The sequence below is a fragment of the Rhizobium sp. PEPV16 genome, assembly GCF_008919455.1.
Taxonomy (GTDB): Bacteria; Pseudomonadota; Alphaproteobacteria; order Rhizobiales; family Rhizobiaceae; genus Rhizobium; species Rhizobium leguminosarum_Q.
This window is the reverse complement of sequence record NZ_VSZV01000301.1, coordinates 1-19,714: the sequence shown is the minus strand read 5'-3', so window position 1 is coordinate 19,714 and position 19,714 is coordinate 1. Positions and strand designations below refer to the sequence as shown.

Annotated in this window: 17 protein-coding genes and 2 pseudogenes; 9 read left to right on the top strand and 10 right to left on the bottom strand. The window is 59.3% G+C overall.

Annotated elements, in window-relative coordinates; all coding sequences use genetic code 11:
- The coding region (locus FY112_RS15530; protein ID WP_246700682.1) for a trypsin-like peptidase domain-containing protein at positions 1-814 on the top strand (814 nt) is incomplete at its 5' end.
- A gap of 64 nt (positions 815-878) precedes the next feature.
- Positions 879-993, top strand: a pseudogene (locus tag FY112_RS15525) (tRNA-dihydrouridine synthase); the annotation flags it as partial.
- Positions 994-1,032: 39 nt separating this feature from the next.
- Here the strand turns inward: FY112_RS15525 and dusA are convergent.
- The 3 genes from dusA to FY112_RS15510 all read right to left on the bottom strand — a co-directional run bounded on the left by dusA (position 1,033) and on the right by FY112_RS15510 (position 3,423).
- Positions 1,033-2,034, bottom strand: coding sequence for a tRNA dihydrouridine(20/20a) synthase DusA (gene dusA / locus FY112_RS15520; RefSeq protein WP_151518782.1), 1,002 nt, complete (start codon positions 2,032-2,034; stop codon positions 1,033-1,035).
- Between the two features lie 162 nt (positions 2,035-2,196).
- On the bottom strand, positions 2,197-2,409 hold the full coding sequence (locus tag FY112_RS15515) for a cold-shock protein (protein WP_003540801.1): 213 nt from the start codon (positions 2,407-2,409) through the stop codon (positions 2,197-2,199).
- Between the two features lie 546 nt (positions 2,410-2,955).
- Positions 2,956-3,423 (bottom strand): DUF3828 domain-containing protein, encoded by a 468-nt coding sequence (locus FY112_RS15510; RefSeq protein WP_151518781.1) that lies wholly within the window; start codon positions 3,421-3,423, stop codon positions 2,956-2,958.
- A gap of 173 nt (positions 3,424-3,596) precedes the next feature.
- Between FY112_RS15510 and FY112_RS15505 the strand changes: the two genes are divergently transcribed.
- Positions 3,597-3,908: an antibiotic biosynthesis monooxygenase family protein gene (locus tag FY112_RS15505; RefSeq protein ID WP_011652481.1), complete on the top strand. Its 312-nt coding sequence runs from the start codon at positions 3,597-3,599 to the stop codon at positions 3,906-3,908.
- A gap of 85 nt (positions 3,909-3,993) precedes the next feature.
- On the opposite strand, the gene FY112_RS15500 is transcribed toward FY112_RS15505, so the two are convergent.
- The 4 genes and pseudogenes from FY112_RS15500 to FY112_RS15485 form a co-directional block, all read right to left on the bottom strand.
- A complete protein-coding gene (locus FY112_RS15500; protein WP_151518780.1) occupies positions 3,994-6,762 on the bottom strand; it encodes a cadherin domain-containing protein in 2,769 nt (922 codons plus the stop codon).
- 381 nt (positions 6,763-7,143) lie between these two features.
- Entirely contained in the window at positions 7,144-7,530 is a 387-nt protein-coding gene (locus tag FY112_RS15495) for a GNAT family N-acetyltransferase (protein WP_151518779.1), read from the bottom strand.
- A 65-nt stretch (positions 7,531-7,595) separates the two neighbouring features.
- Positions 7,596-8,447 carry a hypothetical protein gene (locus FY112_RS15490; RefSeq protein ID WP_151518778.1) on the bottom strand — a complete coding sequence of 284 codons (852 nt, stop codon included), beginning with the start codon at positions 8,445-8,447 and terminating at the stop codon, positions 7,596-7,598.
- Between the two features lie 306 nt (positions 8,448-8,753).
- Positions 8,754-9,133: pseudogene (locus FY112_RS15485) on the bottom strand (GNAT family N-acetyltransferase).
- Positions 9,134-9,349: 216 nt separating this feature from the next.
- Here FY112_RS15485 and FY112_RS38475 point away from each other — a divergent pair.
- Genes FY112_RS38475 through FY112_RS15475 form a run of 3 tightly spaced genes read left to right on the top strand, consistent with a single transcriptional unit; the run spans position 9,350 to position 11,135 of the window.
- Positions 9,350-9,472, top strand: a complete 123-nt coding sequence (locus tag FY112_RS38475) for a hypothetical protein (protein ID WP_281408475.1) — start codon at positions 9,350-9,352, stop codon at positions 9,470-9,472.
- A gap of 8 nt (positions 9,473-9,480) precedes the next feature.
- Positions 9,481-10,440, top strand: coding sequence for a DUF262 domain-containing protein (locus FY112_RS15480; protein ID WP_151518777.1), 960 nt, complete (start codon positions 9,481-9,483; stop codon positions 10,438-10,440).
- Complete coding sequence (locus FY112_RS15475; RefSeq protein WP_151518776.1) at positions 10,407-11,135, top strand: MAE_28990/MAE_18760 family HEPN-like nuclease; 729 nt, start codon at positions 10,407-10,409, stop codon at positions 11,133-11,135. Before FY112_RS15480 ends, FY112_RS15475 begins: the two co-directional genes overlap by 34 nt.
- A gap of 214 nt (positions 11,136-11,349) precedes the next feature.
- On the opposite strand, the gene uvrB is transcribed toward FY112_RS15475, so the two are convergent.
- Positions 11,350-14,421 (bottom strand): excinuclease ABC subunit UvrB, encoded by a 3,072-nt coding sequence (uvrB, locus tag FY112_RS15470; RefSeq protein ID WP_151518775.1) that lies wholly within the window; start codon positions 14,419-14,421, stop codon positions 11,350-11,352.
- A 427-nt stretch (positions 14,422-14,848) separates the two neighbouring features.
- Between uvrB and FY112_RS15465 the strand changes: the two genes are divergently transcribed.
- Together FY112_RS15465 and FY112_RS15460 are read left to right on the top strand one after the other, a co-directional pair.
- Positions 14,849-15,190 carry a lipoprotein gene (locus FY112_RS15465; protein ID WP_151518774.1) on the top strand — a complete coding sequence of 114 codons (342 nt, stop codon included), beginning with the start codon at positions 14,849-14,851 and terminating at the stop codon, positions 15,188-15,190.
- Positions 15,191-15,308: 118 nt separating this feature from the next.
- Positions 15,309-15,701 (top strand): DUF982 domain-containing protein, encoded by a 393-nt coding sequence (locus tag FY112_RS15460; protein ID WP_246700681.1) that lies wholly within the window; start codon positions 15,309-15,311, stop codon positions 15,699-15,701.
- A 178-nt stretch (positions 15,702-15,879) separates the two neighbouring features.
- Here FY112_RS15460 and FY112_RS15455 read toward each other — a convergent pair whose 3' ends face one another.
- Together FY112_RS15455 and FY112_RS15450 are read right to left on the bottom strand one after the other, a co-directional pair.
- Entirely contained in the window at positions 15,880-16,326 is a 447-nt protein-coding gene (locus FY112_RS15455) for a DUF805 domain-containing protein (RefSeq protein ID WP_151518773.1), read from the bottom strand.
- 155 nt (positions 16,327-16,481) lie between these two features.
- The gene (locus tag FY112_RS15450) at positions 16,482-17,249 is read right to left on the bottom strand and encodes an adenylate/guanylate cyclase domain-containing protein (RefSeq protein ID WP_017960942.1); all 768 of its coding nucleotides are present in this window, start codon (positions 17,247-17,249) and stop codon (positions 16,482-16,484) included.
- A 233-nt stretch (positions 17,250-17,482) separates the two neighbouring features.
- Between FY112_RS15450 and FY112_RS15445 the strand changes: the two genes are divergently transcribed.
- On the top strand, positions 17,483-19,690 hold the full coding sequence (locus FY112_RS15445) for an adenylate/guanylate cyclase domain-containing protein (RefSeq protein ID WP_017960941.1): 2,208 nt from the start codon (positions 17,483-17,485) through the stop codon (positions 19,688-19,690).
- Positions 19,691-19,714 lie beyond the last annotated feature (24 nt).

Here is a 19,714-nt window from a genome sequence, read left to right as displayed (position 1 = left end):
GTCGGGCTTCGCCGTCTCGCCTGATGGCCTGATCATCACCAACAACCACGTCGTTGACGATGCCAAGGTCGTCCGCATCACCACGCCTGACGGCTTCGTTACCGAGGGCCGCGTGCTCGGCCGCGATGTCGATACGGATATCGCTCTCATTCGCGCCAATACAAGCACTGGCGCCTGGGCGAAGCTCGGAGATTCCCAGCGTCTGCGCAGGGGCCATATCGCGATCGCGATCGGAAACCCGCTCGGCTTCGAGTGGACTGTTACGGCCGGCATCGTCTCGGCGCTCGGCCGGTCGATGCGGGCAGCGAGCGGGCGGCTGATGGACGACGTGATCCAGACCGATGCGGCGCTCAATCCCGGCAACTCGGGCGGGCCACTGGTGTCGTCAGGCGGAGAGGTGATCGGCGTCAATACCGCCGTCATCCAGGGCGCGCAGAGCATCGCCTTTGCCGTGGCGTCGAATACGGCCAATTTCGTGGTTTCAGAGATTCTCCGCTATGGCCAGGTCAGACGCGCCTTCATCGGCATAGCAGGCGACACGATCGTGCTGCCGCGCCGGGTGGCCCTTGCGGCGGGCACGGTGCAGACGACATCCGTGCGCATCCGCCGCGTCGAGCCGGATGGGCCGGCGGCGAAGGGAGGGCTGCAGGAGGGCGATTATATTCTCGCCATCGACGGCAGCCCGGTTGGCGGCGTCGATGATATCGTCCGATTGATGGATGGCAGCAGGATCGGCAGGGATACGGAAATCCTGGTGTTCTCGGTGGCGGGCCGGATCGAGAAGAAGATGTTGTTGCCGATGGCGCGGTCGTGACTCGTCGCAGATTTCGCAAGAAAGGCGGGCGCATGCGGCGTTTCCGCTTTTCGCCGTAGGCCCCATGATCGACTGGACGGATCGGCATTGCCGCTATTCCCACCTGCAGATCAGCCGGGCGGACGTTGCTTTATACCCACATGGTGGTGGCCGATGTGATCATCCACGGCCCTCGCGAACCGCCAGAGCGGAGCGTGACGACAAAACACCAGTTTACGTCAGGCGCTGACCGCCTCCTGCTCGGTCCCCGAAAAATCCACTGCCGCAAAGGCTGCCGCCAGCACCTCCGGCCCAGCGCCGTTTTTCGCGGCATCGGTGGAGAGGATCTGGCGGTAGCGGCGGGCACCGGGCAGGCCAGTGAAGAGGCCGACCATGTGGCGGGCCACGTGCTGCAGCCGGCCGCCGCTCATGATGTGGCGTTCGGCATAGGCCATCATCCGGTCACGCAGCGCCTCCCAGTCCGGCTCGCTCGTAGGCGCGCCGAAGAAGCGCTGGTCGATGTCGGCTAGGATCGCCGCATTCTGATAGGCGGCGCGGCCAAGCATGACGCCGTCGACATGGTCGAGGTGGGCTGCGGCTTCGTCGAGCGTGCGGATGCCGCCGTTGATGCCGATGAAGACGTCGGGCCAGCGCTGCTTCATCCGATAGACGATCTCATAGTCGAGCGGCGGGATCTCGCGATTTTCCTTGGGGCTCAGGCCCTTCAGCCAGGCCTTGCGCGCATGGATCCAGATTGCGTCGGCGCCGGCATCGAGAACGCGGCTGATCAGCTCGGGCAGCGCCTGTTCGGGCTCCTGCTCGTCGACGCCGATCCGGCATTTCACCGTCACCGGCACGGTCGCAACCCTCTTCATTGCCGCGATGCATTCGGCCACCGTTTCCGGCGTCAACATCAGGCAGGCGCCGAAGGTGCCCGACTGGACGCGATCGGACGGGCAGCCGACATTGAGGTTGATCTCGTCATAGCCATAGGGCTGGGCGATCTTCACCGCCTCGGCAAGCTTTGCCGGGTCAGATCCGCCGAGCTGCAGCGCCAGCGGATGCTCGGCGGCGTCATGACCGAGCAGCCGGTCGCGCGGACCGTGGATAATCGCATCGGCCACCACCATCTCGGTATAGAGCAGCGCCTCGCGGCTGATCTGGCGGTGGAAATAGCGGCAATGCCGATCCGTCCAGTCGATCATCGGGGCGACCGCAAAAATCGGCCTCTTTTGCGTCATCGACGTTCCATTGTTCCTTGTTACCGGGCCAGCGCGGCGCGGGCATCCATAAAGGGCGCATATAACACTTGCCAATGCGATCGACAAATGACCGCCGGTCACCACAAACAGAAACGGCGCCCCTTGCGGAGCGCCGTTCATGCCGCCGAAGCGATGTCTGACTTACGAAGCCGAGATGTTGACAGCCTTCGGGCCCTTGCCCATGCGGTCCGGCTCGGTGTCGAAGGTAACCTGCTGGCCTTCGCGCAGCGACTGGATGCCAGAAGCCTGCAGCGCAGAGATATGGACGAAAACGTCCTTTGCGCCGCCGTCCGGCGTGATGAAACCAAAACCCTTGTCCTGGTTGAAGAATTTTACGGTGCCCTTGGTGGCCATTGGGATCGTCCTTTTCCCTTAGTCTGTGTAGTATCCGCGCCCCCGAGAGGAAGCGGACGGCTTTAGCTTTCGCCCCGATCGATTGGGACGAAGGGTCAGTCGGAGAAGTCACGTACGGGGAAAGAACGTCTACGTAGGCGGGTAGTCCCGCGCCGCCTTCCAAACGGAAGGGATTACCACATCAGTCCAGTCACCGGCATGCAAATGCCCGAGTAAGTCAATTCGTGCCAGCATTTCGGGCAAAAAGCAAGCAGGATTATTGTGGCATGCCCGCATCGATACCGGGAAATGCCGAAGATTCAGATACTTGACGGTGGGTTAACGGATTCTTGCACGCCTGTGCCATATCGGGATTCCGTGCCGAAACGGGATGAGCGGCAGATTCGATAGCCGGGCAGGTATTTGTTCGGGGGCGGTCGGGGCGGCGGGCACGCCGATCAGTCTCTTAGTGAGGGTGAGGAGTGGAGCAATCGATCCAGAGAATTGATTGCCCGTGACAAACGCAGGGTCGCCTCGAACCACGAGGGCGGTGGCTGGGCCGCCTACTTATTGCACATCCCCCAGCAATCCGCTCAGGCTCCATGGATTATCACCCTTCTGGTTGGCAATGTCGTCGACCTTCCAGCCGCCGTGTTCGCGTACCAGGGTGTAGAAGAGCGTCACCTCTTCGCCGTTTTCGAACTCCACTTCCACCTCGGCCTTGTCATCCAGCAGGATCGGTTGGCCGATCCTGACGTCGCTGGCGGCGCCGTCCTGACCCGCGATGACGGGATCGAAGTCGATCGCGCCGACATCGCCTTCCGGCGTGTTGTCGAGATCGGTCTGGAGGAGTTCGTTCAGGTGGTCGGAGAAGAAGGTCGAATAGGGCGAGGGCGCCTCGGCGTCGCTGTTGTCGGTGTCGTAGCTATAGAGTGCCTTGAGCAGCGCCTTCGGCGTCTTGTAGGTCTGTGCCGATGCGGGCAAGGCTGCGACCGCCGACACGGCGAGGGCGAGGATGAATGTGGGCAGGCGCATGCGGGCTCTCCTCGGATAAGCGGTGAATCATAGCGGAATCAGGCGCTGAGGTGGAGCGGCATTTTTGGAGGGGTATCAGGGTTAGGCTCGGCCATCGCTGCTTATGAAAGGCTTCGCGCTTGCTTGTGACAGGCGCCCGGGCGAGACTTCCAAATCAAGCTGGGGAGGGTGAGATGAAATGCATCGTCGGATTCTTCATGACCAAGCCTGGAAAGCGCCATGCCTATCTGGCCGCGGCGCAGAACCATCTCGAACAGAGCCGGCTCGACCCGGATTGTCTCTATATCGAGCTGGTGCCGATGCCCGAGCATCCCGACAAGATTCTGCTGGCCGAGGCCTTTACCAGCGAGGAAGCGCATCGCCGGCACGAGGATACGGACCACATGCGTGAGCTATGGGCCGTCGGCCCGACGCTGCTGTCGCATGTCGTTATCGACAATGTGATTTCCGCTCAGGTGGAGCATATCGACGAGCGGTTTGACTGATGCATGCCTGATTTCGCGCGGCCACCCATCGGTGGGGCTTGCGCGACTGCAAGTCCCACCTCGGTGCCCGGCAATTCTGTCGCGGCTAGATCAATGCCTCATGCGACAGCGCAAATGACGGCTCGAAGACGTCCGTTACTGCCAGCGTGAAATCGTGGCTGGTGACGTTTCCGGCCGCGTCATAGGCTTCGGCGGTGAAGGTCAAGCTGTGGGTGCTTTCGTAGTCGATCGCGGCCTTCGTCTGGATCTTGTTACCGACGAGCTTGAAGATGCCGTCGGCGTCATCGGTCAGCCGCCATTTCACCGTGTCGCCTTCCGGATCGCGTGCCGACAGCAGGCCGACCGAGGTGCCGATCGCGATATTCTCGGAGACCGAGCTGCGCGAGAAGGCGAGATTGGTCGGCGCCTTGTTGGCAGGTACTTCGTTGACGTCGAGGACATTGATCGTGATGTCCTTTTCGACCGTGACCTTGCCGTCGGAAACGGCAACCTTGATCGTGTGCAACTTCGCCGTCTCGTAATCCAGAGCCTTGGAGGTGACGATGCGGTTGCCGTTGATCCGGAAGTGATCGTTGGCGCCGTCGAGCAGCGTATAGGTGAGGGTATCGCCATCGGCGTCCCTGGCACTGAGCAGGCCGACCGTGGTCCAGATCGGCGTGTCCTCGGAGAGGGCGGTTTTCGAGAGCTGGATGTTGGTCGGCGCGTTATTGGTGCTCGTGAAGGTTCTCGTGGCAAATTCATAGACGCCGTCGGCAAAACGGGCGAATTCAACGTCGGTCAGGATATCCTCGTCCTGCCCGCTCAGGCTCCTCACGATGTGGGATTCGTTGTCGTAGCGGTAGCCGAGCATATAGTCTGCGAACTTAGCGGAGAAGACCGCCGTGTCGGTGCCGGCGCCGCCATCGATGATGTTGTAGCCGCCGCCGCCCTCGAAAATGTCGTTGCCGTCCGTGCCCGTAAACTCGTCCTCGCCGCCGCCTGCCTTGACGTCAATGCTGGAGCCATAGCCGGTGATAAAAGCTCCGTGGCCTCTCAGCTCATCGGAAAGATCGAGGTGGGCGCTGTCCGTTATTGCCAGTGAGGGGCGAGAAACAACATCGAACGGATTGATCGAGCCAACGATGCTATCAAAGCTTTCGAACTGCGCGCTCGAACCGGCAACCTGAAATCTTGCAGTGTCAAGGACTTCGAAGTTCTCGATCGTCAGACCTCTTAGATCTGGGGCTTGCAGCGTATCGAACCCATCACCGCCATTGACTGTTCCGAAGACCAGTGGAGCGAATGGCTGCACGATGATGACATCGTTGCCATCGCCGGCGTCGATGTCCAAGACTTCGGGCACCAGGCCGAGATCCGGAGAGAAGTTGCCAACATCACCGTCGGTGATCGTATCGTTGCCGGCGCCGCCTCTGATGATGTCATTTCCGCCGTCGCCGAAGATCTGGTCATTGCCGTCGCCGCCATTCAGCGTGTCATTGCCAATTCCGCCATGAAGGTGATCGTTTCCGGCGCCACCATTCAGCGTATCTGCGCCGTCACCGCCCGAGATCGTGTCGTTGCCTGCGCCTGTGGTAATCGTATCGTCGCCGCTCGAACCCGTCACATTTGCGGAGCTTGAGGTCAGTTCGTCGGAAAGGTCTACCGTCCCGGAATCCGAGATAACCAGGCTGGCCGCGACGAGAGGATTGAGCTCGGAGTGGCGAATGACGTCGTAAGCTTCGAACTCGGCGCCGGTCTTGGTAATCGTGGCGCCGTTCGTCTCCAGAATATTCAAAGGAATATCCGGAGGAGTGCTGTTCACTGTGAAAGTTCTCGTGTCGAAATCGTAGACGCCATCGGCGAATTGCGCGAGTTCGACGTCTCTCAGCGTATCCGTACCTTCGAGCGCGCTCGCTACGACATGGCTGCCATTTTCCAATGCAAGGGAATAGTCGGAAAAATTACCGGCGAAAACAGCCGTGTCGGTGCCGTCGCCACCATCGAGCTCGTCGTCGCCGGCGCCGCCGGTCAATTTGTCATTGCCGCCCCTGCCATCGAAAATGTCGTTGCCGCCGCTGCCGTCGAAAATGTCGTTGACGTCGCTGCCCGCAAATACGTCGTCGCCGTCGCCGGTCTTGACGTCAACGCCGGAGGGGTTGTTCCAGCCCCAGATATAAGCTCGGCGTTCCGCCAGCTCGTCGGAAAGATCGAGGTGGGCGCTGTCCGTCAACTCCAAAATAGCGGAATAATTGAAGAACGGATCGGTCGACCCGATGATCTTGTCAAAACTCTCGAACTGCGCGCTCGAACCGCTAACGGTAGATCTTTCCGTATTAAGTACTTCAATATTCTTGATCGTCAGACCGTCGAGCGACGAGGTTTGCAGCATATCGACTCCGGCGCCGCCATCGATTGTTCCTGAAATCAGTGGATTGTATCTCTCCACGACCATGGAATCGTCGCCGTCACCGGCGTCGATGTCGACGAGTTGCTGCTGCTCGCCCGTTCCCGGCCAGGGGACGCCACCGTCATAAATTGTATCGTTACCGGCGCCGCCGATCAATGTGTCGTTGCCGCTACCACCACCGATCACATCGTCGCCGGCGCCGCCGTTCAGCGTGTCATTGCCGTCGTTGCCTGAGATAGTATCGTTGCCCGCGCCCGTCGTGATCACACTGCCGTAGTAAGAGCCAGTCACGTTTGCAGAGACGGAGCCCAATTCGTCGGCCAGATCTGCCACGCCCGAATCTGAGATGGCGAGGGTGACGGCGGCGAGGGGGCTGGTTTCAGAGTCGCGGATAACATCGTAGGCTTCGAACTCAGCGCCGGTCTTGGTAACTGCGGCGCCGTTCGTGTCCAGAATATTCAAGGCCATATATATATCTTTCCCCAAAAGATGCGTTGTACTCGGCAATATGAGACATCCGCGAAAGAACTGTTTTATAACTCAGCGGACGACAACCCCTCGGGGATCTATGCCAATCCCCGATTAAGTTTTCAATGCAAAATTGTGTATTTTCGTTGGCTTTAATGAAAAACTAAGGATGAAATACTGGGAAACGAATTTTAATTTGAGAACTCAAAGACATACTTTGGTCTCCTAAATACTATTATCTTTCATTTTCGGGTAAGGACGCTCTCGCGAAAATTGTGTTTTCAGCGAGGTCGCCGCTGGTGCCGCACCGCGCGACCATCCGCGTCACTATCGCAGGTTGGTGCTGGCTTCGACTTGTTCCGGCTTCCCGCGCGGGAGACCTCACATGAGCTTGATGAGCCCCGCCTCGGTTGGGATAAATCCGCAGGCGCGGTAGAAGCCGGTCAGGTGCGGTTCGAAATCGACATGCAGCCACTCTGCGCCACGCTCCCGCGCAATCCTTGTCGCTTCCCTGACCAACCGCGTCGCGATCCCGTGCCGGCGCATGTCAGGGTGAACTAACGTATCGAGGATGAAGGCATGGATGCCGCCGTCCCAGGCGACGTTGACGAAGCCGACGAGCCGATCGTCCTGATAGGCGCCGATATGGGCGAGGCTGTGGGACAGGATGGCGGTGAAATCGCGGTTGTGCGGGCTGCCCCAGGCGGCGGAAAAGAGCGCGTTCAGTTCCGCGGCGGAAGGGAAGGGGTCAATGCGCAGGTCCAGCATGGGCGGTTCCCTTCATTCAGCGGGTATGGAGGTCTTCCGATCAAGGGGCGGGCGAGGTTGCAGGCTCATTCCGTCACAGCGACGAGCCGGCCGTCGCGTCTTTCGAAAATCCTGTCGGAGAGAAAGTCGACGCCGCGGTGCTTCGCCATGTCGATCAGCTGCCGGGCCGTGATCAGTGCGGAGGGCGCTTTTCGGTCGATCACGGCGACCTCGTCGCGCTGGCGCAGGATCAGCAAGGCGCCATCCGGGAAATTCTTGTCCACCATCGCCCAGAATTCATCCGTCAGCACGATGGTCGGCGTCAGCGGCGGGTTATCGTCGATCCGGTAGGCGATCATGTGATCGTTGACCCGTTCTTCCTGGACCTTCGACATTTCCCGCAGAATATTCCCCTGCGCGGCCTGGCGGATCTCGGCGACGGAGCGCTCACCGAGATCGGCGCGCGAGAGCCCGACCAGGCTCTGCGGCGTGTCCAGCTGCAAGACGATCGCCACGTCGCCGGCAAGTTCCTCCGCCAGGGACGTTGCCGCATCCTGCTCATTCCCTGGCTGCCGGAAGCGGATATTGGCGAAGACATGCTGCAGGTCGAGTTCCGACCTGCAGACCGTGACGAGAACGCTCTGCACGAGGTTTTCGATGGCGGCCTCGCGGTCCAGATCGTTGCGGAGCGTATAAAGCCTGCCGTAGACGTTGGTGACATCGACCGTCCCCGTTACGGCTTCGCTGCCACCATTGGCAAGCCGCACGCGGAGAACGGCGGGATTGCTGGGGTCGATCGCAACCTCTTCGACCTCGGGCTCGCCGCGCAGGCGCTCGGCAACGGCGTCGCGCAGCTGCGCCAGCGTTTCGGGCGGTGTGGCAGAGATGGGCTGCGCTTCGGAGCGGAGGCCTATTTTGGAGAGAAGGGTCTTGAACATGTCGGCGTTCCCCTAATGTGCGATGTCCGCGTAAGCTGCCGCCGGCGTCAGGATTAAGGCGAGGCCGACTGAAAAGATTGATGATCTGCATCCCGGCCTCCTGCGCCGGCGAAAGAGGCGACAGCCGCCCGGTCGCCGACCGAGACGCGTTGCGGCGAACCGGATTTACGCGGCGCGTTTCAGGCGTTCGTTCATGCCTATCGTTCCCCGAAGCAGCCGCGGCGGCCGGCCGCCAACAGAAGCTAGGGCAAAGCTGTTGCCGATCAATGACGGGTGCGGCGCATCGGCCGGGATAGGGCGGCGGCCTCACGCCAGCTTGATGAGGCCTGCCTCGGTGCGTACGAATAGGCAGGCGCGATAAAAGGAGGTCAGGTGCAGTTCGAAATCGACATGCTGCCACCCTGCGCCCCGCTCCCGCGCCCCCCGCGTCGCTTCCCTGACCAATCGTGTCGCGATCCCCTGCCGCAGCATGCCGGGGTGAACTTGAGGTGTCGGGGATGAAAGCCGCCATCCTAGGCGACGTTGACGAAGCTGATGAGCGTGTTGTCGTGGTAGGCGCCGATATGGGCGAGGCTGCGGGAGAGGATGGGAGTGAAGTCGCTCGGGGTGGGGGTGCTCCAGCCGGCGGACCAGAGGGCGTTGAGTTCGATGGCGGAGGGGAATGGGTCGATGCGGAGTTCTGGCATGGGTGGCGGCTCCTTCATTTATGCTGGCTGTGTTTTGGCTGGCTGCATTCGAAAGATAAAACCGGACGAGCAGCCGGTGATCGAGACGAGCGGAGGGAGGCAGGGTCACAGCCAAATATCCGAGGTCGAAATGCAACGCAAACTTGTTGACGACTAAAGTGCGCGGTTTTGAATTGCTCAATATAGGCTATGGTTGCAGCAAAGCCGGAGGGATTTATGGAAGACGACAAGCCACTATTTGAAATCGATCAGGATGCAGAGACGCCGGATCCGGACGAAACTCCAATCAAAGATAGGAAGTATTTACGCAACCGTATGACCTCGCCGTCGAATCGCTAGTTGATCAAATTAGATCGGACACGATATTTCTTCGTCCTCTAACAGAAAAACCTCGGTTTCAGCGTCAGTACGTCTGGACTAACAATATAGCCTCTAAGCTTATAGAATCTATAATTCTTAATGTACCTATACCTCCTTGCTATCTTTCGCAGAATGATGATTTTGAATTAGATGTAATTGACGGCCAGCAGCGATTATACTCAATTTATAGGTTTGTTGAAAATCAATTCCAATTGTCTAACCTTGAAGTTATATCTGAATTTAACGGCCAGAGATTCTTTGAGCTTCCTTCAAAAATTCAAAGGCAAATTAAAACGCATACACTTCGTTGCGTGTTGATCACTAATGAATCTCATCCTGAGGTTAAATTTGATGTATTTGAGAGGTTGAACACAAATACCGTTCCTTTGAACGCTCAGGAATTGAGAAATTGTGTCTATCGAGGAACATTAAATATTCTTCTCAACGAGTGCTCGGAATACCCGACCTGGCTAAAAATACTGGGGAAATCAAAGCCAGATAAAAGGCTGCGCGACGAAGAATTAATTCTACGATTCTTCGCATTCCATAATCTCGGCCTTGAGAGTTATAGGACCCCACAGAAACATTGGCTAAACGACGCCGCAAAGGACGGCAGGCGGTTTTCAGAGCAGAAAATAGCACAGCTGCAAGGCCTGTGGAGAAATATGATAAATACATCGCTGGTTATGTTTGACGCACGGGAATGTTTCAGGAGATCAGGATCAAGGGCGGTCAACAGAGCGCTATTCGATCTCATCGCTTATTCACTAAGGGAGATAAGCCAAGAGCAAGCGATAGGATTGCGAGCTGAATTTCGAGCAAAATTTCTGTCTCTGGAACACAACCCTGAATTTCAGGATTTAATTAGTCGCTCAGTCGATCACAAAAGGAGAACGAATAGGCGTTTTGAGATTTGGCAGAACGCTATGGCGGATCTATTTCAATGACGAGGCATACTGAGGCCTATTCTTCGTTTGTGGAGAGACTTGGTGAGATAGCTTTGTTAATTGCTCTTGCTCAAAAAAAAGAGCGAAGCAATGCTATCGCACATGGAAAGGAAATTAACGCGTTTTGTCGTGGCGCAGTAGTTTTGTTATCCAGTCACGTTGAAGCTTATATTAAAGAGCTTGGTGAATGCGCTCTTGAGAGATTTTACCAGCGTAAGGTCGACAGATCGGGAATGTCGGCTCGCATATTTTATAACATATCCAAAGATTTTGTTGCCGATATAAAAGATACCGCTGATCCCGAGAGGATCGCAGAGAAAATATTCCTTTTTATTGAGAGCGATCTTAAATTTTGGTCAAAGAGCGGCGCGTTTTCATTGCAAATCCCGACAGAGAAATTTAACAAAGGCTTCTCCAACCCAGCTTTTGGCAAGGTGAAATCATACTTTTCAAGATTTGGTTATGAACACTATCGCCATGATTTCTATCGGGAACTTGGCAAGAATGCCCAAACTACAGAAAATATGTTAGACAGTATGGTGGCTCTGCGGAATAATATTGCCCATGGCGATCTAAGTGCGACCAGAACTCCAAGAGAGATTAACGAAATGATGGATATCATAAAAGATTTTTGCCGCAGCACTGACAATATTTTCTCGAGGTGGTGCAAGCTTCATCATTGTCCGATTAGATAAGCTTAACTGGGAGGGCAGCCCGAGCTAGGACGATAAATATTTCATTTTTGCTCGGAAATTCATATTGGTTGGGACTTTCAACAAGCATCGCTGATTCTTTGCGACAGAGAGAGATGTTCAAAATTCCTCGAGTGCCAGCCCGTGCTTTCGATTAAAATACAGTCTATCCAAATTCTGAGCTTATTTCCAACTTGGATAATCTCGGTTTGCATGGTTATTTCCCCGGCCGCCCGGTCTTCCCCTTCGTCCGCCCCTTGCGCTTCTGCTCGCCCGGGTCCTCATAGCTCCCCACACCCGTCTTCCCGCGCACGACCGGCCGCACGTCGTCGCGCTCCGGCTGCCCTTCGAGCAGCGGTGAAAACCGCTTCGTGCCCTTCTGCCCTGCGCTTGCGCTTCGGGCGTTCGTTGCTGCAATCGATTCACTGGATCGATTGCTACGCTTCGCGTACCGCGCCTCACCATCCGGCTTTTCCGGCAGTGCGCCGGTGACCGGTTTTTCGGTTCGGCCGACCGTCATTTCATCGAGGTCGTTTTTGCGGAAGAGGGTCTTCTTGGCGGGGTCGGCGATGTCGCGGCCCATCTCATCCAGAGCGGGTTTGCGGAAGAGAGGAGTGGTGGTGTCGGTGCCCGGGCCCATGTCGTCGAGGCTGGGTCTGGAGAAGTAGGAAGAGGTGGCCCCCTCATCCGCCCTGCCGGGTACCTTCTCGCCGGCTGCCGGAAGGGACTCGCGGGTCGCTTTGGCGTTCCGTCTGACGCCTTCCATCGCCTTTGACTCTTCTCTGGCCATCGGATCGTCCATAATCGCCAGCTCGGCAGCCTTGAGGCGTTTGATTTCGTCGCGGAGGCGGGCGGCTTTTTCGAAGTCGAGGTCGGCGGCGGCGTCGCGCATGCTCTTTTCGAGTGCGTTGAGATGGGTCTGCAGGTTGTTGCCGACGAGGTTGCCGCCATCGGCGAAGCCCTTGCCGGAGACGCCCGAGATATCGGCGCGGACGTGGTCGCGTTCGTAGACGGAGTCGAGGATGTCGGAAATCCTGGCCTTCACCGATTCCGGCGTGATGCCGTGTTCCTGGTTGTAGATCATCTGCTTTTCGCGGCGGCGGCTGGTTTCCTCCATCGCCCGCTTCATCGAGCCGGTGACCTGGTCGGCGTAGAGGATGACCTTGCCGTCGACGTTGCGGGCGGCGCGGCCGATCGTCTGGATCAGCGAGGTCTCCGAGCGCAGGAAGCCTTCCTTGTCGGCGTCGAGGATGGCGACGAAGCCGCATTCGGGAATGTCGAGGCCTTCGCGCAAAAGATTGATGCCGACGAGAACGTCGAAGGCGCCGAGGCGGAGATCGCGCAGGATCTCGATACGCTCCAGCGTGTCGATGTCGGAGTGCATGTAGCGGACGCGCACGCCCTGCTCATGCAGATATTCGGTCAGGTCCTCGGCCATGCGCTTGGTCAGCACGGTGCAGAGGGTGCGGTAGCCCTTCGCCGCGGTTTCGCGGATTTCGCCGAGCACGTCGTCGACCTGACTGCGGGCCGAGCGGACCTCGACCGGCGGGTCGATCAGGCCGGTCGGGCGGATCACCTGTTCGGCGAAGACGCCGCCTGATTGTTCCATCTCCCAGCCGCCGGGTGTGGCCGAAACGGCGATGGTGTCGGGGCGCATGGCGTCCCATTCCTCGAAGCGTAGCGGCCGGTTGTCCATGCAGGAGGGCAGACGGAAGCCGTATTCGGCCAGCGTCGCCTTGCGCCTGAAGTCGCCCCGGTACATGCCGCCGATCTGCGGCACGGTGACATGGCTTTCGTCGATGAAGACGAGGGCGTTATCGGGGATATATTCGAACAGCGTCGGCGGCGGGTCGCCGGGGTCGCGGCCGGTGAGATAACGCGAATAGTTCTCAATGCCCTGACAGGAGCCTGTGGCTTCGAGCATTTCGATATCGTAGCGGGTGCGCTGCTCCAGGCGCTGGGCCTCCAGCAGGCGGCCGGCCTTTTCCAACTCGGCAAGGCGCAGCCTGAGCTCCTCCTTGATCGACTTGATGGCGCCGTTCAGCGTCGGGCGCGGGGTGACATAGTGCGAATTGGCGTAGATCTTCACCGATTTGAGGTCGCCGACCTTCTGGCCGGTGAGCGGGTCGAACTCGGTGATGGCGTCGATCTCGTCGCCGAACATCGAGATGCGCCAGGCGGCATCCTCCAAGTGGGCGGGGAAGAGCTCGATCGTGTCGCCGCGCACCCGGAAGGATCCACGGGTGAAATCCATGTCGCGGCGCTTATATTGCTGGGCGACGAGGTCGGCCAGCAACTGGCGCTGGTCGAGCCGGTCGCCGACCGACATCTGGAAGGTCATCGCCGTATAGGTCTCGACCGAGCCGATACCATAGATGCAGGAGACCGAGGCGACGATGATGCAGTCGTCGCGTTCGAGCAGCGAGCGCGTCGCCGAGTGGCGCATGCGGTCGATCTGCTCGTTGATCGAGCTTTCCTTCTCGATATAGGTGTCGGAGCGCGGCACATAGGCTTCCGGCTGGTAATAATCATAATAGGAAACGAAATATTCCACCGCATTGTCGGGGAAGAAATTCTTGAATTCGGAATAGAGCTGGGCGGCCAGCGTCTTGTTCGGCGCCAGGATGACGGCCGGGCGCTGCGTCGCCTCGATTACCTTGGCCATGGTGAAGGTCTTGCCGGAGCCGGTGACGCCGAGCAGCACCTGGCTGCGGTCGCCATTCTCCAGCCCCTCGACGAGGTCGCGGATGGCTGTGGGCTGGTCGCCGGCCGGCTCGTAATCCGACTGCATGCGGATGGCGATGCCGCCTTCTGACTTGTCGGGGCGGGCAGGGCGGTGCGGCGTCCAGATCTTGCCGTTCTTGTGCAGCGGATTGCCGCTCTCGATCAGCGCCGACAGCGCCTCGACCGTGGCGGTGACGGCAGTGCCGGCCTGCAGCGACGAGGCCTCCTCCAGCGTCGTATCCATGCCGGAAACGGGATTGAGGCCGGCGGCCGCGCGCGTCTTCGGATCGGTCGAGCCGCCCATGGAGGTGCCGCGCGCCGATTTCGAGGCGCTGACGCCGCCGTCGCTGGTTTTCGTCCTGGCGGCGATTTCCACCTTCTTGCGGTGCTTGCCGGCCTTGGAGGCGATCTGGCGCTGGGTCTCGACGCCCGAGGTTTCGGCATCGGCCTCCAGCTGCCTCACCCAATCGGCAACCGAGCCTGAGAGGGGGGCTCCCTCAAAAGACGATTGAGGGGCTTCCTCGAAGCCATTCGGGGCGGGGGATTTCTTCGGAGATCTTGCCATGGCGGGAATATGGAGAGAGTCAGCGCGAAAGTGAAGAGGGAAAGAGTACAAAAGGGAAACGAATGAATCGTTCGGATTGGCTTAATAATTCCGAACCTTGTGGCGCTGGCGGTCGGCATGCCCGCCCCGCCCTTCGAGGTCCCTGCGGGGCACCTCTGGGTGAGGCTCTCTTGGGCGCCGGCGCTGGCGTCCCCTCGAACCCAAAGGTGAGCGCATTTCTGTCATCGGCGCGGCATCCTCCAGCTGCCCTCATGCTGAGGTGCGGAGCCCGCAGGGCGGAGCCTCGAAGCACGTGCTCGGCATTGCTCCTTGCAGCAAGGACAACCGAGTACATTCTCGGCGAATAAAAGTCTGTGGTTGAATGGCCTGCCGCCTCCCGCAATGCGCGAGGTAATGTTACAGCTGCTGCGCGAATTGGGGACCATTCATGAACAAGATAATCATTGCATTCGCTGCGACCGCGGCGCTTGCCGGCTGCGCCAAACGTCCTGACGCCATCGTCCAGGTCGATATTCCGATGGCCGCCTATACGAACCTCAGTTGCGAGGCGCTCGCAGTGGAACATAAGAAAGAGAAGGCCAAGCTCGACGACCTGTCCAAGCAGCAGATCAGCGCAGCGAACGGCGATGCTTTCGGTGTCTTCCTCGTCGGCGTCCCCATCGGCAGCGTCGCCGGGGGAGACAAGGAAGGCGAAATTGCCGCGTCAAAAGGCAAGGTTTCGGCCATGCAGTCCGCGGGAATGAGCAAGGGCTGCAAGCTGCCCGGCTGACAGCCGCGGCCGCAACCATCGAGATCGGCCCGGCCAAAAGTGAGGCATTGGCCGGCGATCCCGCTTTCAATATCCATTCGCCACCTGTCGTTTCTTCGCCGAAAGCTCGACGGCATTGGTGAAATGCCGCGCGGCGATCGTCCGAACCCTCGTATGGGAACCGGAATCGGCCTTCCGCAGTTGGTTTCCTGTCACTTCAGCTTCAGGTGCTACTGCCATTAGCGACCATTCTGCCTTCTGGGAAACCCCCATCTCGATCGACCTTGATACCGGTGAACGGCTGGTTTTGCGCTCACCGCAGGATGCGCTTTATGCACTCGTCTCGGACTGGCCGGTCAATGGCGGCGTCCATCAGCAAAGGGCGATCGATTTCTGCCGGGCCTGGCTTGCCGGACGGATGCCGGCCGAGACGGTGCGGCAGGCCTTCATCCTGGCCGCGCTGGAAGCCGGCGTGCCGCTCCATGATGACGAAGACGGGGCCGAAGCCGCGGTTGTGAATCCTCCAGTATAGGAGGAGCGACGCCGGCTACATTCAGTCTTCACGCGGCCCGGTATTCCCCAGCATCGACAATATTCCGTTTATGTATTGCAAATAAGAGGCGAGGCGCCTGGCAGCCTCGCGATCACTTTCCGGCGGCGGTCCTGCTCAAACCGTGAGGACCATCCCCACGCTCGCAGGCGCACCATCCTCAGAAAACGGACGCCCTGGAGTCATCCGCAGCCGGCGCTCTGCAATACCACACGATGACGGCAATCGTTCCAATGGGAGCGAGCACCCCAAGGAGCTGGTGCCATCCGCTTCGGTTGATGTCGTGAAGACGCCGTGTTGCCATGGCGATCGACGGAAGAAGCGTGGCCAGCGACCATATCCCGTTCAATGTTACTGTTCGATCAACAAGGTATAAGGCGATGCTGACGAGAACGACGAAGAGCGTCGAAAACCAGAATTCCGATCGGCTGGCTCTGCCGGTGAAATCCACATATTTCTTGAAATAGCTGCTGATCGCCTGGCCGAAACCCATTGGCTGCGGCGGGCCGCCGAAGCGGTTCGGCCCGGCGGGCGGTTTTCGGAGGATGAAGATCAATGCCACCGGGATCAAGACGACCAGCCAGTGGAAGAGAGAAAAGCTGCCCATGAGATACCCCAACGATTTGAATGCCATAGAGATAAGCAATGTTCGTTGCCGGAAGATTAATTGGTTTGCAATCTGACGCGATCGGCAATCACAGCGTGAGAAACGGCGGCTGCCAGTATGGACGCTTGGAAGAGGTTTGCAGCGCAACTGGCAGCTCAGGGCTTGGCCAGCACCCGTGCCTGCACCGGCTGCTCGATGCCCTTGAGCACAAGCATGCGGGTTTCGGCGCCTGCGGCGAGATCGGCAGCCTTCGCCGCCGTTTCGGAGGAGATCAGGATCTCGCCGGCGGCGGCCTGGGATTCGAGCCTTGCGGCCTGATTGACGACGCCGCCGATCGCAGTGAAATCGCTGCGGAAGCTTGAGAATTCGCCGATCTGGACCTCACCGGAATGGATACCGACGCCGACGCCGAGGGTGCGGCCGGGCAATGCCTCGAGTGTCAGGCCGTTCAGCGCGGCGGCGCAGTTTTGCTGGATCTCCTGCGCAGCCAGAATCGCCGCGCCGGCGTGGTCCTTTCGGACGATCGGGAAATTGAAGATCGCCATCAGGCCGTCGCCCATCTGCTTGTTGACGATGCCGTCATGCGCCCAGATCGCCTGCGCGCAGCGATCCTGAAACAGGCTGACGATCTCGCTCAGCTGCACCGCCTCGATGCGCTCCGACAGATCCGTGAAGCCCCTGATATCGGCAAACAGGATGGTGGCATCGACGGTGATCTGGCGCTGCTTCTTGACATATTGGAAGGAGCGTTCGCAGATCGTGCAGATATCGGGATTCATCTTGCTGCGGGTGATGCCTAAGGCGCGGAAGGGCAAGGCGAGAGGGCCGCCGATCGGAATCGGCATATGCATCTGGTCCCAGCAGCCGCGACAGATTCGGGCGCTGCCGTGCCTGGCCGGCTCTGTGGAAGAGGCTGTCGTCATATCTCGCAATCCATCGCCTGATAGGAAAAAATGAGCTTCCGACACTCGCCTGCTTTTGGCAACTCTCCCGACCTTCGAGGGCGACGATGGCTCGAACTATTTCGTCCGGAGCCCCATCCTTATCGGACACGTCGCCACTAAGTTGAATATCGCCCCGCCCGACGATAGCATCGCGGTGGGACATACTGTAGGATATTGTTAGTAATACATTCGCTCTCCAGGAAAGACCGGGGATGGAGCGCCGTCTTGCCGCAATCCTGATCGCTGATGTCGTTGGTTACAGTCGATTGAGCCAGATCGACGAAGAGGGCACCCGTGCGCGTTTTCAGGCGGACCAGAACGATGTCTTCGAGCCGGCGATCACGCGTCACCATGGCCGGCTGGTCAAAACCATGGGCGATGGTCTGCTGGTCGAATTTCAGAGTGTCGTCGATGCCTTGCGCTGCGCGGTGGAGGTTCAGCAACTGAAAGCCCAGCAGAGTGTCGCGGCGCTGCCGGAGCATCGGCTCGAGTTCCGGATCGGCATCAATCTCGGCGATATCATCGTCGAAGGCGAAGACATCCAGGGCGACGGCGTCAATATCGCCGATCGAATACAGGCGCTGGCCGAACCGGGCGGTATCGCCATATCGGGCACGACATACGACCAGGTGAAATCGAAAGTCCCGGTCGGTTTCGCTTCGCTCGGCGAACAGCGATTGAAGAGCATCACCGAACCGGTCCGGGTCTATCGCATCCTGCTTGACCCCACTGCTGCCGGCAAAACCCGCGGGCGCCTGCCGAGACGCCGGCTCGTTGCCGGCATCGCAGCGGCCATCGTCCTTGCTCTTTCGGGCGCAGCACTCTGGTGGCAGCCATGGATGCCGGCAAAACCACCGGGTCCTGGCGAACGTTTCGCCTATCCTCTGCCGGACAGGCCCTCAGTCGCGGTTCTTCCCTTCATCAATGTCAGCGGCGACACTGAGCACGACCATCTTGCAGCGGGATTGACGGACGATCTGATCACCGAATTGTCCAAAGTATCAGGCCTCTTCGTCATCGCCCGCCACTCGGTCTTCGCCATCCAGGGCTCCGTCGGCAAGATCCAGGACGTGGCCGCCGAACTCGGCGTCAAATATGTGCTCGAAGGAACCTTGCAGCGGGCCGGGCCGCGGCTGCGGATCAATGTCAAACTGATCGACGCGGTCTCCGGCCTGTCGCTCTGGGCCGAACGCTACGATCGCCAGTATGCCGACCTCTTTGCCGTTCAGGACGATGTGATCGGCAAGATCATCTCGGCCCTGTCGGTCAAGCTCAGCGCGCGCGAGCGCGACCAACTGGCCCGGATCCCGACCGAAAATCTCGAAGCCTACGATTATTACATGCGGGCCGAGCAGGAAGGCTTCATCTTCAGGGATGTCGATACCTATCGCCGGACGCTGTCCTTCTACCAGAAAGCGATCGATCTCGATCCGGGCTTTGCCAATGCCCATGCGGGAATCGCGCGCGTAGCCGTCGATGTCTGGCGCAACGACTATAATTACCTCTGGTCGGCTGCCGTCGCCCGCAAGATCGCCTATGACGCCGCCGGGCAGGCCCTCAAGCTGGATCCCAACAATGCGAGGGCACACACCGTGCTTGCCCTGCTGCAATGGGTGGATGGACGCGAGACGGAGGCCAAAAATTCCGCCAACATGGCGGTTGCGATGGAGCCGAACGATGCTGAGGCCGCCGCCAACCTCGCTCTCATCCTGGTCCACACCGGAAGCAGCGGGCAGGCCATCACGGAGATGGAAAAGGCTTTGCGGCTCGACCCTTCGCCGGCGTCGAGCTTTCAACTGCTGGCGGGGATCGTCTTTTATACCGCGGGCGATGATCAGCGCGCGATCTCGCTGATAGAGCCGACGCTCGACAGCCTGCCGAAGGTCGAGCCGGCACGCGAATACCTGGCGGCGGCCTATGCCGACCAGGGCAATGAAACCAAGGCTGCAGCGGAGACGGCAAAGCTGCTGGAGCTCTTCCCCGAAAGCAATCTCACCTATTACGGCTATCTCTATGATTACTGGCGGGACGGCGATCTGCAGCGCCATCTGGCCGCATTGCGCAAGGCCGGCATCCCCGAGTGGCCCTTCGGTTTTACAGGCAGTCAAGCCGACAGGCTCGGCGAGGCAGACCTGCGCAATCTTGTCGATGGCAAGAGCTGGACCGGCAAACACAAGAACGGCACGGATTTCACCCAATATTTCGACAAGGCTGGAAACACTGCCTATCGCAGCGCGAATACCAACATCACCGGTATCGTCGAGGTGCGAGGCGACAGTCTCTGCGAAAAATTCGACGGCTATTTCCTGGACCGGATGGTGTGCGGATATGTTTACCGCAACACGTCAGGTGAGCAGCGCGACAGGCAGTACATACATGTCACGCCGCGCGCCTTGACGTTCTTTTCACCCACACCCTGACGGGTCGGGCCTTGCGGCTTCATT